The sequence below is a fragment of the Rhodanobacter sp. UC4437_H4 genome, from assembly GCF_052978425.1.
This window is the reverse complement of the sequence record NZ_CM129673.1, coordinates 3,189,232-3,205,881: the sequence shown is the minus strand read 5'-3', so window position 1 is coordinate 3,205,881 and position 16,650 is coordinate 3,189,232. Positions and strand designations below refer to the sequence as shown.

Here is a 16,650-nt window from a genome sequence, read left to right as displayed (position 1 = left end):
TTCTTGAGCGCCACCGCAGCCATCCCACACAGCCGGTTCCCCCTGTTCAGCGCCATCGTGCTCGCGCTGCTGGCGGCGGCGCTGAACATCGCGCTGTGGTGGGGGGGCAACTACCCGCACGGGCCGGACGACTGGCACGGCAAGATCAGCGGCTTCGCGGTGTCGTTCTTCCAGCGCTACCAGAGCCCGTTCAAGCAGAGCTACCCGAGCGACGAGGAGCTCGGCGCCGACCTCAAGCTGCTGCACCGCTACACCGACCACATCCGCACCTACACCATGCAGCAGAACCCGCAGGTGTACCGGCTGGCACAGCAGCAGGGGTTGAAGGTGATGGCCGGCGCGGAGATCGACAAACGGCTGGAGAACAACGAACGCGAGATCGAGTTGCTGATCGCCAAGGCGCGCGCCTACCCGGACACGATCACCCGCGTGATCGTGGGCAACGAGGTGCTGTTCCGCAACGACCTCACGCCGGAACAGATGATGGCCTACCTCGACCGCGTGCGCGCGGCGGTGCGCCAGCCCGTGTCGATCGCCGAGCCGGACTACATCTGGCTGAAGTACCCCGAGCTGGCGCAGCACGTGGACTACATCACCATCCACCTGTTTCCGTTCTGGAACGGCGTGGTGCGCCACAACGCGGTGGACGCGGCCTATGGCGCGTACGAGTCGATCGTGCAGCGATTCCCCGGCAAGCCGGTGGTGGTGGGCGAGATCGGTTGGCCGTCGAACGGCGACCGCCACGAATACGCCGACCCGTCGACCTCCAACGAGGCGATCTTCGTCCGCGACTGGATGAACCGGGCCAAGGCCGCGCACATCGAGTACTACCTGCTCGAAGCGTTCGACCAGCCGTGGAAGGAGAACCTCGGCGAAGGCCGCACCGGCGCGTACTGGGGCATCTTCAACGCCGACCGCCAACTGAAGTTCCCATTGACCGGGCCGGTGGTGGAGGACACCGCCTGGCCGTGGAAGGCGCTGGCGGCGAGCCTGCTGGCATTGCTGCCGATGATCCTGTTTGCGCGCCGCTTCAGCCGCTTCAAGCTGGTCGGAAAGTTCTTCTTCTGCGCGCTGATCCAGCTCGCCTGCGGACTGATCGTGTGGGCGGCGACGCTGCCTTTCAATTTCTACCTGAGCTGGGTCGACTGGACCATGCTCACGCTGCTGTTCCCGGCGCAGATCGCGATCCTGGCGATCCTGCTGATCAACGGCTTCGAGTTCACCGAGGTGCTGTGGCGGCCGAAGTGGATGCGCCACGCCGGCATGCTGAAGCCGGATCATCCGGACCAGCAGCCGTTCGTGTCGATCCACCTGGCCTGCTACAACGAGCCGCCGGAGATGGTGATCGTCACGCTCGATTCGCTGGCCGCGCTGGATTACCAGAACTACGAAGTGCTGGTGATCGACAACAACACCAAGGACCCGGCGGTGTGGGAGCCGGTGCAGGCGTATTGCGAAAAGCTCGGCAAGCGCTTCCGCTTCTTCCACCTGGCGCCGTGGCCAGGCTACAAGGCCGGCGCACTGAACTTCGGCCTGAAGGAAACCGCGCCCGAGGCCGACGTGGTGGCGGTGATCGACGCCGACTACGAGGTGCGCGCCGACTGGCTGTCCACGCTCACCGGCTACTTCCACGACCCCAAGGTCGCCGTGGTGCAGTGCCCGCAGGCGCACCGCGAGTTCGAGCAGAATACGTTCCGCCGCATGACCGCGTGGGAGTACGACGGTTTCTTCCGCATCGGCATGCACCACCGCAACGAGCGCAACGCGATCATCCAGCACGGCACCATGACGATGGTTCGGCGCAGCGCGCTGGAAGGCACCGGCGGCTGGTCGGAGTGGACCATCTGCGAGGATGCGGAATTGGGCCTGCGCCTGATGCATGCCGGTTACGACCTGGTCTACGTCGACGAACTGATGGGCAAGGGCCTGACCCCGGCCGACTTCAAGGCGTACAAGAGCCAGCGCTACCGCTGGGCCTTCGGCGCGATGCAGATCCTCAAGGGCCGCTGGCACTGGATGACGCAGAAGGGCCCGCTCTCGGCCGGCCAGCGCTTCCACTTCCTCACCGGCTGGTTCAGCTGGTTCGCCGACGCGCTGCATCTGATCTTCACCCTGATGGCGCTGTTCTGGACCGCGGGCATGGTCGCCTTCCCGCAGTACTTCAGCCTGCCGATGCAGCTGTTCCTGATCCCGGTGATCGGCTTCTTCTTCGCCAAGGCGATCTTCGGCATCGTGCTGTATCGCGCCCGCGTGCCCTGCAGCTGGCGCGACACGCTGATGGCCTCGCTGGCCAGCATGGGCCTCTCCCACGCGATCGCCCGCGGCATCCTGCACGGACTGACCCGCGAGAAGACCTCGTTCGTGGTCACCGCCAAGAGCCGCCGCCTGGGCGGCAGCAACTTCGCCGCGTTCGCGCCGGTGCGCGAGGAGCTGCTGATGGCGCTGGCGCTGATGCTGTGCATCGCCGGCATGGCCGAGGCGTTCGGCACGCGTTATATCGAGGGCACGTTGTGGATGATCATCCTCGCCGCGCAGTCGATCCCCTACGTGTCGGCGGTGACCGGTGCGTGGATCGCGCATCGATCGGGCGACAAGGCCGGTTGAAATCCAGCGTGGCCCGCAGGCCCGGGCACCGAAGCCACCTGCCGGCATTCATGCGAGCCCTACGCCCATTTGGGTAAGCTGCGGCGACCTGTCATCCCGTCCAAGGACGCCCTTCGCGCATGCGCCGATGCCGCCGACGCCTGAGCCTGCTGTTGTTGCCGTTGCTTGCGCTGGCTTCGCTGGCGCACGCGGGCGTCGCGCTGCACGTGGACGGCGTGGAAGATCCGCTGAAGGCGGCGGTGATCGACCGCCTGGAGCTGTCGCAGTACGCCAAACGCGAGGTCACCGCCGCGCAGGCCGCGCGCCTGTACCAGCGCGTGCCGGAGCAGGTGCGCGCGGCGCTGCAGCCCTACGGCTACTACGACGCCAGCGTCACCGGCGAGCTCAGGCAGGTCGGCGCGGACTGGCAGGTGAACCTGCATGTGACGCCCGGCGAGCCGGTCAAGGTGACCAAGGTCGAACTGAAGCTGGATGATGCCGCCGGCAAGATCGCGCCGATCCGCCGCGCGCGCCGCGCGATCGAGCGGCTCGCCGGCAAGACGCTGAACCACGAAGCCTACGAGGAGGCGCGCGACGCCATGAGCGCGCAGCTGACCGCCAACGGCTACCTCGACGCCCGCCTGCTCACCCATCGGGTGGAGGTGAACCGCGGCGAACGGCGCGCGGTGGTCAAGCTGGCATGGGAAACCGGCCCGCGCTATCGCTACGGCCAGGTGCACTTCGAGGGCTCGCAATTCAACGAGGGCTTCCTCGACCGCTACGTTCCGTTCCAGTCCGGCGACTATTTTTCACAGGACCAGTTGCTGACCCTGCAGCAGGCCTTGAACGGCGCGGACTATTTTGCCGTGGTCAACGTGCTGCCCGACGTCGACGAGGCGAAGCACGGCGTCGTCGACGTCACCGTGCAGTTGGCCCCGGCCAAGCGCACGATCTACACCGGCGGCCCGTTCATCGGCACCGATACCGGCTTCGGCGTGCGCGGCGGCATCGAGCGGCGCTGGGTCAACCGGCGCGGGCACAAGTGGAAGAACGAACTGGTGGTGGCGCAGCGGCTGAAAACGCTCTCGACCATGTACACCATCCCGCTGCCCGGCCCGGACCAGCGCAGCTACAACGTCGGCGCGAATTTCCGCGACGCCGACACCGACACCTCGCAATCGCGGACGCTGGAGCTGGTCGGCAACGAAACGCGCCAGTGGCACGGCTGGACGCGCACGCTGGGCGTGCATGCGCTGGCCGGCACCTTCACCGTGGGCAAGCGCGGACGCGAACCGGACAACACGCCGGGCATCGAGCACGGCCGCAGCACCGAGGTGTTCGCCGAAGCCTCGCTGACCCGCAAGCAGGCCGACAACCCCGCCTTCGTGCACCGCGGCTGGTCGCTGACCCTGGCCGCGCGCAGCACCGCCGGCAGCCTGCTCTCCGACGCGAGCTTCAATCAGGTCAGCGCCGACGCCAAGTGGATCCGCGCGTTCGGAGCGAAGCAGCGCAACCGGCTGATCCTGCGCGGCAGCGCCGGCATCACCCGCACCGACGACTTCGCCGCGCTGCCGCCGCAACTGCGTTTCTTCGCCGGCGGCGACCGCTCCGTGCGTGGCTACGGCTACCAGTCGATCGGCCCGCGCAACAGCTACGACCGCGTCATCGGCGGGCGCAACCTGCTGGTGGCCAGCACCGAGGTGGAGCACTACTTCACCCGCAACTGGGGCATGGCCGCCTTCGTCGACGCCGGCAACGCCTACACCGGCACCGATTTCCGCCCGAAGATCGGCGCCGGCCTGGGCCTGCGCTGGCGCTCGCCGGTGGGCATGGTCCGGCTCGACCTCGGCACGCCGATCCACGATTCGGACCATCACGGCATCGAGTTGCACGTGGTGATCGGGCCGGATCTGTGAGCAGCCGGGATTCGGGAAAGGCTGAACTATTGACTATTGAACATGACGCTCACCACAAACACCTCACCCACCACCGCTCTCCCTGAGCGCAGGCCTGAAAGGCCGAAGTCGAAGGGCGCCCCGCGGAAGACTGCCCTTCGACTTCCTCGCTCCCCAAAGCAGCGGCCATCCATGGCCCCTCCCCGCGTGCGCTTCGCTACGCTCAGGGCGAACGGCAGTGGAAATTCCATCCGCGTAAACGGCAAGCGGAGCAGGCTGACGGCATGAAGTGGATCAAGCGCATTGCCGTCGCCGCTGTCGCGCTGCTGCTGGTGGCGACGCTGGCGTCGTGGTGGCTGCTCGGCACCGCTCCGGGCCTGCGGTTCGCCCTGGCGCGTGCGCAATCCCTGAGTGGCGGCACGTTGCAGGTGCAGCAGGCGCAGGGGCGGCTGGCCGGGCCGCTGCAACTTTCCGGCGTGCGCTACGACGACGGCCACGGCACCGTGGTGGATCTGGCCACGGTGCGGCTGGACTTGCGCTTCTGGTCGCTGCTGGGCAAGCGCGTGCACCTGACCGCGCTCGACGTGGAGCGCGTCACGGTGGCGTTGCCCGCCGCCAGCACCGATGAAAGCGCAAGCTCCGGCAGCCTGTCGCTGCATCTGCCGGTGGAGCTGATCCTGGATCGCGTGCACGTCGGCCCGATCAAGGTGACGCAGGCGGGCAAGGACGTGTTTGCCGCCGATCGGCTCGACCTGGCCGGGCGCTGGACCGACCGCGGCATCGCGCTGCGCCAGCTCGCGCTGCGCGCACCGGACGGCCATGCCGATCTCGCCGGCGAGCTGGTCTTCGGCAAGAGTTATCAAGGCAACGGCACGCTGGGCTTTGCGTGGAAAGCCGGCGACACCGATGTCGCCGGCACGCTCTCGATCCACAGCGACGGCAGGCGGGCCACGCTGGATGGCGCGCTCACCGCACCGGCGCCGATGAAGCTGCACGCCGAACTCGCCCAGGCCGGCGAATTCGGCTGGAGCGGCACGCTCGAGGCGCCGCGTTTCGACCCCGCGCCGCTGCTCGGCGAAGGCTCGCTGCAATCGCTGGCGTTCTCGCTCGCGGGGCACGGCGACCGCCACGGCGGCACGCTCGAAGGCCAGCTCGACCTGAACCAGTACCGCGTGCTGCTGCAGCCGCTGCGCGCGCGGTTCGACCCCGACTACCACACGCTCACGCTCGAACGACTCCGGCTCCGCTCGCCGCGCTTCAAGGGCAACGTGGAAGCGAGCGGCACCGTGCAGCTGGACGCCAAGCCGCTCGCCGCCAACCTGCAGATCGGCTGGACCGACCTGCAACTGCCGGCCGAGCTGGCTGGTCGGGAGTTGGCCAGCCACGGCCAGCTCAAGGCCACGGGCAGCGTCGACGCGTACCGCGTGCAAGGCAATCTCGCGCTGGGTCCGCCCGGCAAGCTGGCGCAGCTGGCGTTGGAACTGGACGGCACGCCGCAGCGCTTGCAGGTGCGCACGCTCGACCTGAAACAAGCCAAGGGCCGGCTCCAGGCGCACGGCGAGCTGACCTTGCAACCGGGGCTGGCGTGGCAGGCCGAGGTCCGCGCCGAGGCCTTCGATCCTGGCCAGTTGCTGGCGCACTGGGACGGCGCGCTCGATGCCGACATCGCCAGCCAGGGCCGGCGCACGGCCGACGGACTCGACGCCACGCTGGACATCCGCAAGCTCACCGGCAACCTGCGCAAGCGCGCGGTCAGCGGCCACGGCAAGCTGCACCTGTCGCCGCAGCGGGTGCTGGACGGTCGGCTGGAACTGGCCTCCGGTCCCAGCTCGCTGCAACTGACCGCGCGGCCCGGCGCCAGCAACGACGCCGAACTGCAACTGGCGATCGCCTCGCTCGGCGACTGGCTGCCCGATGCCAGCGGCCGTCTGGACGGCCATTTGCGAATCCAGGGCAAGCTGCCGAAGCTCGGCATCAACGGCCAGCTGCACGGAGAGGCGTTGGCCTGGCAGCAGCAGCGCGCACGGCGCCTGCGCCTGATCGTGGGGCTGCCGGACATCAGCCGCGTGGCCGGCAAGCTGGACCTGCAACTGGATGACACTACCGTGCAGGGGCTGACATTCCAGGATATCCACGCGCTGGCCGAAGGCAGCGATTCCAACCATCGGCTCGAAGTGCAGGCGCGCGGCAGCCAGCTGTCCGGCACGCTCGACCTGCACGGCGCGCTCGCCGGTTCGCGCTGGAGCGGCACGCTGTCGACGCTGAATCTGGAACCCCAGGGCCTGCCGCCGTGGCGTCTGCAGCATGCCACCCAGCTCGGCTACGACGATGGCGCGATGCAGCTTGCCGACCTGTGCCTCACCGCGGGCGACCCACTGCTGTGCGCCAGCGCGCGCCGCGACAAGGCCGGCAACCTCGACGCCAGCTATCGGCTGCAGGCCCTGCCGCTGGCGCTGCTGCTGAACGCCACCGGCGAAGCCGACCTGCCGCTGCGCGCCGACGGCGACATCGAGGGCAGCGGCAAGATCCACCGCAGCGCGGCCGGTGCGCTGAGCGGCCAGGCGTCGATCGGCTCGGCACACGGTGCGATCAGCTATACCGACGACGCACGCGCGCCGCTGCTGCGCTACGACCGCCTGCAGCTCGACGCCAATCTCGCGCCGCAGCGCCAGCAGATCGACCTGCATGCCGCGCTGAACGATGGCGGCCGCATCGACGGTCAGCTCGGCATCGCCGGCGCGCAACAGGCGCTGAGCGGCCAGCTGGAATTGCACCTGGGCAACCTCGCCTTCGTCGAGTTGCTCAGCCACGAACTGGCCAACGTGAAGGGCCGCGCCGACGGCCGCTTCCAGTTCGCCGGCAGCCTGGCGCAACCGCTGTTGACGGGCCAGGCCGAGCTGGGCGATTTCACCGCGGAGATTCCCGCCGCCGGGCTGACCCTCGCGCAGGGACAACTCCACGTGACCACGTTCGACGGACAGCAGTTGCAGATCCGCGGCAGCGTGCAGTCGGGCAAGGGCAGTGTCGCGGTGGACGGCAGCGCCAGCCTCGACGGCGCCCTGCCCACGCGACTCACCATCAAGGGCAGCCAGTTCACCGCGGTGGACATCCCGGCGGCCAGCGTGGTGCTCTCGCCCGACCTGCTCGTGCAGCAAGGCGCCAACGGCATCGACATCACCGGCGCGGTGAGCCTCGACCGTGCACGGGTGAACGTGGACAAGCTGCCCGGCGCCGGCGCCAGCGCCGCCTCGCCCGACGTGGTGGTGGTGGACGCCCGGCAGGCGCAGGGCGCCGCCAGCGGCACGCCGTTGAACGCGATGGTCAAGGTCAACCTGGGCGAGCAGACCCACGTCACCGGCATGGGCCTGGACGGCCGCCTCAGCGGCGTGCTGACGGTGATCGAAAAGCCTGGCCGCGCCACCATCGGCCAGGGCCAGATCGCGGTGAACGGCACCTACCGCGCGTACGGACAGGACCTGCAGATCCAGCGCGGCCAGCTGCTGTTCGCCAGCACGCCGATCGACAACCCCGGCCTGAACATCCGTGCGGTGCGCAAGCTCAACCCCAACGCCACCATCGACGAGGGCCAGGAAGTGGGCCTGTACGTCTCCGGCACCGCGCAGCGGCCGATCCTCACAGTGTTCTCCAACCCGGTGATGGAGCAGTCCGACGCGCTGTCGTACCTGATCACCGGCAAGCCGCTGTCCGAGGTCAAGGGTGGCGAAGGCAGCATGGTCAGCGCCGCGGCGCAGGCGCTGGGTTCGGCGGCGGGCGACCTGCTCGCCAAGCGGATCGGCTCGCAGCTGGGGCTGGACGACATCGGCGTGTCCAGCAATGAGGCGCTCGGCGGCAGTTCGGCGTTCACCGTCGGCAAGTATCTTTCGCCGCGGCTTTATCTCAGCTACGGCGTGGGCCTGTTCGAGCCGGGCGAGGTGATCACCCTGCGCTATCGGCTGAGCAAGCGCTGGAACCTGGAGGCGCAGCAGGCCACCGAGTTCAGCCGCGCCAGCCTCAACTACCGGCTCGAAAGATAGGGCCGCCGCGGCCGCCGACGGATTGCCGCGGCGGCAGACGGCCCTGGCCCGGCCCGCTAGAATGGCGGGTGCTGCGGCAATCACGTCCGCACCGTTTCGGAAAACCATGCGCCTCTACCTGCAATCCGTGCCCGGCAGTACCGACACGCCGCGCTATGTCCAGATCACGCTGGAGCAGGATCTGCTCGGCGGCTGGACGCTGTACCGCGAGTCGGGCACCCAGGGCGGGCGCGCCACCATGAAGCGCGAGCAGTTCCTGGAACGCGACGCGGCCATTGCCGCGTTCGAGAAGACCCGCGACGCGCAGCTCAAGCGCGGCTTCCGCCTGATGTTCGCCCAGGGCCAGGAAGGCCCGTACGGGCGCTGAAATCCCTCACCGTTGATTGCCATGCCCGATGCCCTGAACAACGACCGCTTCCTGCGCGCGCTGCGCCGCGAGCCCACCGACACCACGCCGATCTGGGTGATGCGCCAGGCGGGCCGCTACCTGCCCGAGTACCGCGCCACCCGCGAGCGCGCCGGCAGCTTCATGGGCCTGGCGCAGAACCCGGAATACGCCTGCGAAGTGACCCTGCAACCGCTGCGGCGTTTCGACCTCGACGCGGCGATCCTGTTTTCCGACATCCTCACCATTCCCGACGCGATGGGCCTCGGCCTCTCGTTTGCGCACGGCGAAGGCCCGCAGTTCGCGCGCCCCGTCCGCACCGCGGCGGACATCACCCGGCTCGCCGTGCCGGACATGGATGGCGAACTGCGCTACGTGATGGACGCGGTGCGGCTGATCCGCCGCGAACTGCACGGCCGCGTGCCGTTGATCGGTTTTTCCGGCAGCCCGTGGACGCTGGCCTGCTACATGGTCGAGGGCCACGGCTCGCGCGATTTCGCCACGCTCAAGACGCTGTGCTGGAACGAGCCGAAACTCGCCCACCAGCTGCTCGACACGCTGGCCCAGGCGGTGACCGCCTACCTGCTCGCCCAGGCCACGGCCGGCGCGCAGGCGCTGATGATCTTCGACACCTGGGGCGGCCTGCTCGGCCCGGCGCCGTTCCGCGAGTTCTCGCTGCGCTACATGACGCGGATCGTGGCCGCGCTGAAAGAGCACGCCGCTTCGCGCGAACTGCCGGTGATCCTGTTCTCCAAGGGCGCCCATGGCCAGTTGGCGGCGCTGGCCGACAGCGGCTGCGCGGCGCTTGGCGTGGACTGGACGGTCGACCTGGCCGACGCGCGTGCCGCCGTGGCGGGCCGCGTGGCGCTGCAAGGCAACCTCGATCCGGCGATCCTGCGCGCCAGCCCGGCGGTGATCCGCCGCGAGGCCCGCGCGGTGATGGACAGCTACGGCAACCACCCCGGCCACGTGTTCAACCTCGGCCACGGCATCACCCCGGAGGTCGATCCCGAGCACGTCAAGGTGCTGGTGGACGAGGTGCACGCCTACGGGCGCACGCTGCGCGCCTGATCGAGGACCGGCGCGCGCGCGGCACTCAAGATCGGCGACGCGACGCCGATACCCCAGTGGCATGGACCCCGGTGCGAGCAGCCAGGCCGCGGCCTGCGGCAGGCCGAATGCCTCGCGGCCCGGCATGAGATGCGCGGCAGTCGCACATCCGCCCGCATCCCGCGTACCGTGTGCGTCATCGACCCAACGAGCAGCTGCATGAAGGCCATCGAACAACTGCGAATCAACGGCGGCCTGCCCAGCCCGAAGGGTGTGGCGCTGGCGATCATGCAGATCAGTCGCCGCGACGACGCGACGCTGGAGGAAATCAGCCGCCTGGTGCAGAGCGACCCGGTCACCAGCGGGCGCCTGCTGCACATGGCCAACGCCGCCAGCATCGGCGGCCGCCCGCTGGCCAGCATCCCCGAGGCGATCATTCGCCTCGGCCTGGCCGCCGTGCGCCAGCTGGCGATGGGTTTCTCGCTGGTCGACCAGTACCGCAGCGGCGCCTGCAAGAGCTTCGACTACCCGCGCTTCTGGTCGCACTCGCTGCTGATGGCGGTGGCCATGCAGGAGCTCGGCAAGCGGGTGCGGCTCGCGTCGCCGGATGAGCTGTTCGCCTGTGGCCTGCTCGCCCGCATCGGGCAGCTGGCGCTGGCCACGCTGTACCCCGAGGAATACGCGCAGCTGCTGCAACGCGGCGGAGAGACCACGGTGGAGGCGGAGCGGCAACTGCTGCACGTCGACCACAACGAACTCACCGCGGTGATCCTCGAAGACTGCGGCATCCCGCGGGCACTGGCCGAGCCGGTGTTCTTCCACGAAAACGTCGAGTCGGCCAGCTTCGCCGAGGGCTCGCGTCCGTACCAGCTCACCCGGCTGTTCCACCTGGCCAGGCGGCTGGCCGACCTGAGCCTGGCGCCGGACGAGCAGCGTACCCAGCACATCGGCGAGCTGATGCTGCTGGGCGGCAAGATCGGCCTGGACGCCGGCGAACTCGGCATCCTGCTCGACCAGGTGCATGCGCAATGGCACGACTGGAGCGCGGTGCTGCAAGTTCCCGACGACAACGTGTCGGCCTTCACCGACCTGGTCGCCACCCCGGCCCCCGCCGCTGACAACGCGCCCGCCGTGGAGGTCTCGCGCGTGCTGTGGGTGGCCAGCGCGGCGCCGGTGCGCGCGATGCTGGCGGAGATCCTCGGCGGCATGCCCGATCAGGTGGTGCACTCGGCCGGAAGCGGCGAGGAAGGCCTCGCGCTGGCCGTGCAGCTGATGCCGCAGGTGGTGATCGCCGACTCGCGCATGCCCGGGCTGGACGGCTGGGCGCTGTGCCGCGCGCTGCGCGCCACGCCGTGGGGCCAGTCGATCTACCTGATCGTGCTGGCCAGCGTGACGTCCGAAACCGAGATCCGCCTGGCCACCGAGGCGCAGATCAACGATTGCGTGAGCCCGGCCCAGGCCGCTCGCATGTTGCCGTTGCGGATGGGCGCGGCGCGCCAGTACGTGAAGCTGCTCAACCAGTGGGAGCACGACCGCGCGCAGCTCAAGCGGTTCTCCGCCGAACTGGCGATGAGCAACCGCAAGCTGCAGCACTACGCGCTGATCGACCAGCTCACCGGCCTGCAGAACCGGCGCGCGGGGATGGAGTCGCTGGCCCAGGCGTGGAGCATGGCCGAACGCTCCGGCGATCCGGTGACGATGATGATGATCGACATCGACCGCTTCAAGGAGGTCAACGACACCCACGGCCACGCGGTAGGCGACCAGGTGCTGCTCGAAGTGGCCCGCACCATCCGCCGCTCCGCGCGCAAGGAGGACGCCGTGTGCCGCATGGGGGGCGAGGAGTTCCTGGTGATCTGCCGCAATGCCGACTTGTCCTCCTCATTGCACGCGGCCGAGCGCCTGCGCAAGGCGGTGGCCGGCCTGCGGGTGGCCGTCGAGGACCAGCAACTGGGCGTGACGATCAGTATCGGCCTGGCCGCGCGCGAGGACGGCATGGCCGACCCCGGCGCCCTGGTCAACGCCGCCGACAAGGCGCTTTACGCGGCCAAGAAGAAGGGTCGCAACCGCACCTGCCGCTACGAGGACGGCAAGCTTTACCTGGAAGGCTGAGCGCGACGCCTCAGGGCGTGCCGGCGAACGCGTGATCCAGCCAGTCGTGCATCAGCCGGTAGCTGCGCGCCGCGGCCGCGGCGTCGTAGCGGCAGCCGGGCGAGTTCTCGCCGACCTCGGTGAAGCAGTGCACCGCGTGGCCGAGCACCACGAACTGCCAATCGGCGGGGCTCATGCGCATCTCGTCCATGAACTTGCCTGCGTCCGGCATGGTGCCCTTGTCGTCGGCGCCGTTCATCGCCAGCACGCGCGCCTTGATGTGTTTGGCCAGCATCGGATCGTCGGTGGCCAGCCCGCCGTGGAACGACACCACCGCCGCCACGTCAGCGCCGCTGCGCGCCAGGTCGAGCACCGCCGAGCCGCCGAAACAGAAACCGATCGCCGCCAGCTTCGCGGGATCGAGCGGCGCGCCGGCGACCTGTGCCTTCAATTGCTCCAGCGCCACGCCGATCCGCTTGCGCATCAGCGCGCGATCGCCATACAGCGGCTTCACCGCGGCCTGCGCCTGCGCATTCGTGGTCGGGCGCACGTCCGCACCGTACATGTCGGTGAGCAGGATCACGTAATCCTTGCCGGCGATCATCTCGGCCTTCTTCACGGCCGCGTCGTTCACGCCGTACCAGTTCGGCACCATCACCAGGCCGGGGCGTTTGACCAGCGTGGCGTCGTCGTAGACCAGCACGCTGTGGAAACGGGTGCCGTCCTGCGTCCATTCGACCGGGCGATGCACCATCTTCGCCTGGACGGCGAGGCTTGATCCGGCAAGCAACAGCAGACAGCAGAGTCGGGCGATGCGCATGGTCGATCCTCCGGTGGCGTTACGCTGCCCTCCCCTGCGCGTTCCCGAGGAACCTCCTTCGGTCGCAGGCGAGGGCAAAGATCTAAAGTCCTGCGGCGTGATCCGACAGGCGCCGCTTCAACGGCGCCAGCCGATCGAGCAAGCGCACGCCGACGGCGCGCGCGGCGACCAGCGGCGGCGACTGCCAGGCGTAGATGCGCGCGAGCGCGTCGAAGCCGAGCGCATCCAGCGTGTCGGCGCTGCGCCGGCGCCGCGCATAGCGACGCAGCACGTGTTCAGCGCCGATGTCGCGGCCTGCCGCACGCGCCTGGACCAGGGTGTCGCGCAGCTCGGCCACGTCGCGCAGGCCCAGGTTGACGCCCTGCCCGGCCAGCGGATGCACCGCATGCGCGGCGTCGCCCAGCAGCACGAAGCGCTCGGCCTGGTAACGCTCGGCCAGTTGCAGCTTCAACGGAAACGCGGCGCGCGCCGTGCTGCCGGTAATCCGGCCCAGGCGGAAATCGCTGGCGGCGCCGAGCTCGTCGCAGAAGCGCCGGTCGTCCAGCGCCAGCACGCGCTGCGCCTCGGCCTCGGGCAGCGACCACACGATCGAGCTGCGCCCGTCGGCCAGCGGCAACAGGGCGAGCGGGCCGCCCGGCAGGAAGCGCTGCCACGCCGTATCTTCATGCGCGCGCTCGGTGTCTACATGCGCCACCACCGCACGCTGCGCGTAATCGCGCCCGCGCGTGCCGATGCCGGCCAGCTGGCGCAGCGGCGAGCCGGCGCCGTCGGCGGCCACCAGCACGGCAGCAGGCAGCGTCGCGCCATCGGCCAGTTGCAACTGGATGCGATCGTCGCGCGCCTCGAAAGCCGTCACTTCGGCCGGACACAGCCGGCGGACACCAGCTGTTTCCAGCGCCTGCCACAGCGTCCATTGCACCAGGCTGTTCTCGACGATGCAGCCGAGCAGGTCGCGACCTTCCGCAGCGGCATCGAAGTCGATCGACGCGCCGCTGGCGTCGTCCCACACGTGCATGCGCCGGTAGACCGAGGCACGCGCCTGGTGGATGGACGTCCAGACGTCCATGTCATCCAGCAGCGCGATCGACGAGGGCGCCAGCCCGACCACGCGCAAGTCCACCTCGGCATCTGCGCACCACGGCCGCGGCGCCCGTGCTTCCAGCAGGGCGACGCTGAAGCCCGCGCGGGCCAGCGCGAGTGCAGCCGCCGCGCCGACCATGCCGCCGCCGACCACGGCCACGTCGAGTGCCGCGGCGCGGCGGCGCGGGGCGACCTCGCCGATGGCGGCGTTCATGGCACCCGCTCCAGCACGGCGCGCGGCGGCGTACCGCGAAAGCCCATGCCGCGCCGCGCCAGCGCCCGCTGCAGCGGCGGCAACCGGTCGCAGGCCAGCAAGGCCAGCGAGCGCAGCGGCGCCAGCAACGGTTGCCGCAGGCAGGCCAGTTGCACGAGGCCGTGGCTCATCGCCATGGTGCCTTCGCGATCCGGCGCGCGGCGTGCCGCATAGCGGGCGAGCATGTCCGCGTCGCCGGGATCGGCCTGCGCGGCCACCAGCTCGGCCAGGGTCAGCGCATCGCGCAAGCCCAGGTTGAAGCCTTGCGCGCCGATCGGATGCACGGTTTGCGCGGCATTGCCGATCAGCACCGCGCGCGATGCGATCAATTGCGCCGCCGCGACGCGGTGGATCGCGTAGGGATGGCGCCTGCCCGGTCGGCTCAGTCGCCCCAGGCGCCAGCCGAAGCGTTGCTGCGCCAGCTCGATGAAGGCGGCGTCATCCAGTGCGGCCACCGCAGCCGCTTCGTCCGCGGCCACCGTCAACACCAGCCCGCAGCGGCGTTCGGCCAGCGGCAGCAAGGCGATCGGACCGGCATCGGAAAAACGCTCGAAGGCACGGCTGGCGTGATCGCGCTCGGGGGTGACGGTGCAGACGAACAGGGTCTGCCGGTAATCGTGGTGCTCGGCGTCGATGCCCAGTTGCGTGCGCACGAACGAGCCGGTGCCGTCGGCGCCGACCAGCAGCGGCGTGTCGATGTGGCGTGTGCCGTCGGCGGTGTTGACCTGCGCGCGCCAACCGCCAGCCAGCGGTTCGAGCGCGGACAGCGTGGCGGGGGCGAGCCGGGTCAGCCGGGTACAGGCGTCGAGCCGGCGCAGCAGGGCCGCGCCGAGTTCGCGCGCCGGCAGGGTCCAGCCCAGCGCGTCGACGCCTTGCTTGTCTGCGTCGATGCGCGCGCTGCCGAATTCACCGGCACGGCTGACCCGGATGTGCCGGATCGGCGTGGCGCGGGCGGCAGCGTGCTGCCATACGCCGATCGCGTCGAGCCCGTTGACGGTGGCCCTGGCCAGCGCGAGGTTGCGCTCGTCGTAGCTGGGCTGCGCATCGGCGCGCGGCGCGGCGGTCTCGACCAGGGTGGCGGCGACACCGGCCGCGTCCAGTGCGATCGCCAGGCTGGCACCGACCAGGCCGCCGCCGACGATCAATACGCTGCCGCAAACAGGGGAGCCGGAGGGATTCATGCCACGGATGATACGCGTCGACGCCGCACCGACGCATCGGGCCGGCCGCATTGGGCTAAACTTGCACGCCTGTATCCCGCAGCGCCGCACGGAGTTCCCATGGCAACCTCAACGACCCGACGCCTGGTCATCTTCCTGGGCTTGGCCCTGGTGATGGGCGTCACCCGCTTCCACCCCTCGCTGCTGCATCATGCGTTGTGGGACGCTTCGTGGGGCGTGTTTTTCCTCGCCGGCTTCTGGTTGCGCGGCCAGGGCCGCTGGGCCTTCCCGCTGCTGATGGCGGAAGCCGTGCTGGTGGATTACCTCGTGATCAGCGGCCAGGGCATCGACTTCTGGAGCCATTACTGCGTATCCCCGGCCTACTGGTTCCTGCTGCCGTCCTACGGTGCGCTGTGGCTGGGTGGCAGCTGGCTGGCGAAACACCAGCAGGGCCTGAACCTGCGTACGCTGGGCCTCGCGGCCGGCACGCTGCTGGTGGCCGAGGGCGTCTGCTACCTGATCTCCAACGGCAGCTTCTACTGGCTCAGCGCCAGCGTTCCCGCGCCGCGCAGCCTCGGTGCGTGGTTCGGCAACCTTGGCGACTGGTACCTGCCGTTCCTCACCGGCACCGCCGTCTACGTGGGGCTGGGTGCGCTGCTGCATGCGCTGGCAACCCAGCTGACGCACGCCGCGCCGCGCAGCAACCACGCCAGGCACTGACGTGGGCAACCGCCTCTCGCGGATCTACACGCGCACCGGCGACGATGGGTCGACTGGCCTCGGCGACGGCTCGCGCGTCGGCAAGGATTCGCCGCGGGTCAACGCCTACGGAACGGTCGACGAGCTCAACAGCACGATCGGCATGCTGCTGGCCGCCGATGGCGTCACCGACGAGGTGCGCGAGGTACTGACCCAGGTGCAGCATGACCTGTTCGACCTCGGCGGCGAGCTGTGCATCCCCGGCATGGCGATGGTCAACGACAGCGACATCGAACGGCTCGAGCACATCCTCGACCGGCTCAACGAGCCGCTGCCGCCGCTGAAGGAGTTCATCCTGCCCGGTGGCGGCATGGCCGCGGCCTGCGGCCACCTGGCGCGCACCGTGTGCCGCCGCGCCGAGCGCGAGGTGATCGCGCTGGCGCGGGTGGAGGATATCCGCCCCCAGCCGCAGCGCTACCTCAACCGGCTGTCGGACCTGCTGTTCGTGATCTCGCGGGTGCTGGCGCGCGCCAGCGGCCACGGCGAAGTGCTGTGGCAGCACGAGCGCCGCCCCAAGCCCAAACCCTCCGCCTGAGCTGC

Annotated in this window: 11 protein-coding genes; 8 read left to right on the top strand and 3 right to left on the bottom strand. The window is 69.6% G+C overall.

Translation table 11 applies throughout. From position 1 onward, the window contains the following. Positions 1–3 precede the first annotated feature (3 nt). From ACVCL3_RS14405 to ACVCL3_RS14380, 6 genes are all read left to right on the top strand, one after another. Positions 4–2,604, top strand: coding sequence for a glycosyltransferase family 2 protein (locus ACVCL3_RS14405; RefSeq protein ID WP_447099757.1), 2,601 nt, complete (start codon positions 4–6; stop codon positions 2,602–2,604). Between the two features lie 119 nt (positions 2,605–2,723). Further along, the gene (locus ACVCL3_RS14400; protein WP_447099756.1) at positions 2,724–4,499 is read left to right on the top strand and encodes an autotransporter assembly complex protein TamA; all 1,776 of its coding nucleotides are present in this window, start codon (positions 2,724–2,726) and stop codon (positions 4,497–4,499) included. A gap of 263 nt (positions 4,500–4,762) precedes the next feature. After that, entirely contained in the window at positions 4,763–8,512 is a 3,750-nt protein-coding gene (locus tag ACVCL3_RS14395) for a translocation/assembly module TamB domain-containing protein (protein WP_447099755.1), read from the top strand. A 106-nt stretch (positions 8,513–8,618) separates the two neighbouring features. Continuing rightward, positions 8,619–8,879 (top strand): WGR domain-containing protein, encoded by a 261-nt coding sequence (locus tag ACVCL3_RS14390; protein ID WP_395120076.1) that lies wholly within the window; start codon positions 8,619–8,621, stop codon positions 8,877–8,879. A gap of 21 nt (positions 8,880–8,900) precedes the next feature. After that, the gene (hemE, locus tag ACVCL3_RS14385) at positions 8,901–9,968 is read left to right on the top strand and encodes a uroporphyrinogen decarboxylase (RefSeq protein ID WP_447099754.1); all 1,068 of its coding nucleotides are present in this window, start codon (positions 8,901–8,903) and stop codon (positions 9,966–9,968) included. 198 nt (positions 9,969–10,166) lie between these two features. Continuing rightward, on the top strand, positions 10,167–12,059 hold the full coding sequence (locus tag ACVCL3_RS14380; protein ID WP_447099753.1) for a GGDEF domain-containing response regulator: 1,893 nt from the start codon (positions 10,167–10,169) through the stop codon (positions 12,057–12,059). 10 nt (positions 12,060–12,069) lie between these two features. On the opposite strand, the gene ACVCL3_RS14375 is transcribed toward ACVCL3_RS14380, so the two are convergent. From ACVCL3_RS14375 to ubiH, 3 genes are all read right to left on the bottom strand, one after another. Further along, a complete protein-coding gene (locus tag ACVCL3_RS14375) occupies positions 12,070–12,858 on the bottom strand; it encodes a dienelactone hydrolase family protein (RefSeq protein ID WP_395120079.1) in 789 nt (262 codons plus the stop codon). Positions 12,859–12,940: 82 nt separating this feature from the next. Further along, a complete protein-coding gene (locus tag ACVCL3_RS14370; RefSeq protein WP_447099752.1) occupies positions 12,941–14,152 on the bottom strand; it encodes a UbiH/UbiF/VisC/COQ6 family ubiquinone biosynthesis hydroxylase in 1,212 nt (403 codons plus the stop codon). After that, positions 14,149–15,372: a 2-octaprenyl-6-methoxyphenyl hydroxylase gene (ubiH, locus tag ACVCL3_RS14365; protein ID WP_447098165.1), complete on the bottom strand. Its 1,224-nt coding sequence runs from the start codon at positions 15,370–15,372 to the stop codon at positions 14,149–14,151. The genes ACVCL3_RS14370 and ubiH overlap by 4 nt, the downstream gene beginning before the upstream one ends. 99 nt (positions 15,373–15,471) lie before the next feature. On the opposite strand from ubiH, the gene ACVCL3_RS14360 reads away from it, so the two are divergent. Then, positions 15,472–16,071, top strand: a complete 600-nt coding sequence (locus tag ACVCL3_RS14360) for a hypothetical protein (RefSeq protein WP_395120082.1) — start codon at positions 15,472–15,474, stop codon at positions 16,069–16,071. 1 nt (position 16,072) lies between these two features. Further along, on the top strand, positions 16,073–16,645 hold the full coding sequence (locus tag ACVCL3_RS14355) for a cob(I)yrinic acid a,c-diamide adenosyltransferase (protein WP_447099751.1): 573 nt from the start codon (positions 16,073–16,075) through the stop codon (positions 16,643–16,645). Positions 16,646–16,650 lie beyond the last annotated feature (5 nt).

What these genes read in the sequence shown, in the direction of transcription:
- ACVCL3_RS14400 (WP_447099756.1), top strand. Translation starts at nt 2,724, where the DNA reads ATGCGCCGATGCCGCCGACGCCTGAGCCTGCTGTTGTTGCCGTTGCTT.
- ACVCL3_RS14395 (WP_447099755.1), top strand. Translation starts at nt 4,763, where the DNA reads ATGAAGTGGATCAAGCGCATTGCCGTCGCCGCTGTCGCGCTGCTGCTG.
- ACVCL3_RS14390 (WP_395120076.1), top strand. Translation starts at nt 8,619, where the DNA reads ATGCGCCTCTACCTGCAATCCGTGCCCGGCAGTACCGACACGCCGCGC.
- hemE (WP_447099754.1), top strand. Translation starts at nt 8,901, where the DNA reads ATGCCCGATGCCCTGAACAACGACCGCTTCCTGCGCGCGCTGCGCCGC.
- ACVCL3_RS14380 (WP_447099753.1), top strand. Translation starts at nt 10,167, where the DNA reads ATGAAGGCCATCGAACAACTGCGAATCAACGGCGGCCTGCCCAGCCCG.
- ACVCL3_RS14375 (WP_395120079.1), bottom strand. Translation starts at nt 12,858, where the DNA reads ATGCGCATCGCCCGACTCTGCTGTCTGCTGTTGCTTGCCGGATCAAGC.
- ACVCL3_RS14370 (WP_447099752.1), bottom strand. Translation starts at nt 14,152, where the DNA reads ATGAACGCCGCCATCGGCGAGGTCGCCCCGCGCCGCCGCGCCGCGGCA.
- ubiH (WP_447098165.1), bottom strand. Translation starts at nt 15,372, where the DNA reads ATGAATCCCTCCGGCTCCCCTGTTTGCGGCAGCGTATTGATCGTCGGC.
- ACVCL3_RS14360 (WP_395120082.1), top strand. Translation starts at nt 15,472, where the DNA reads ATGGCAACCTCAACGACCCGACGCCTGGTCATCTTCCTGGGCTTGGCC.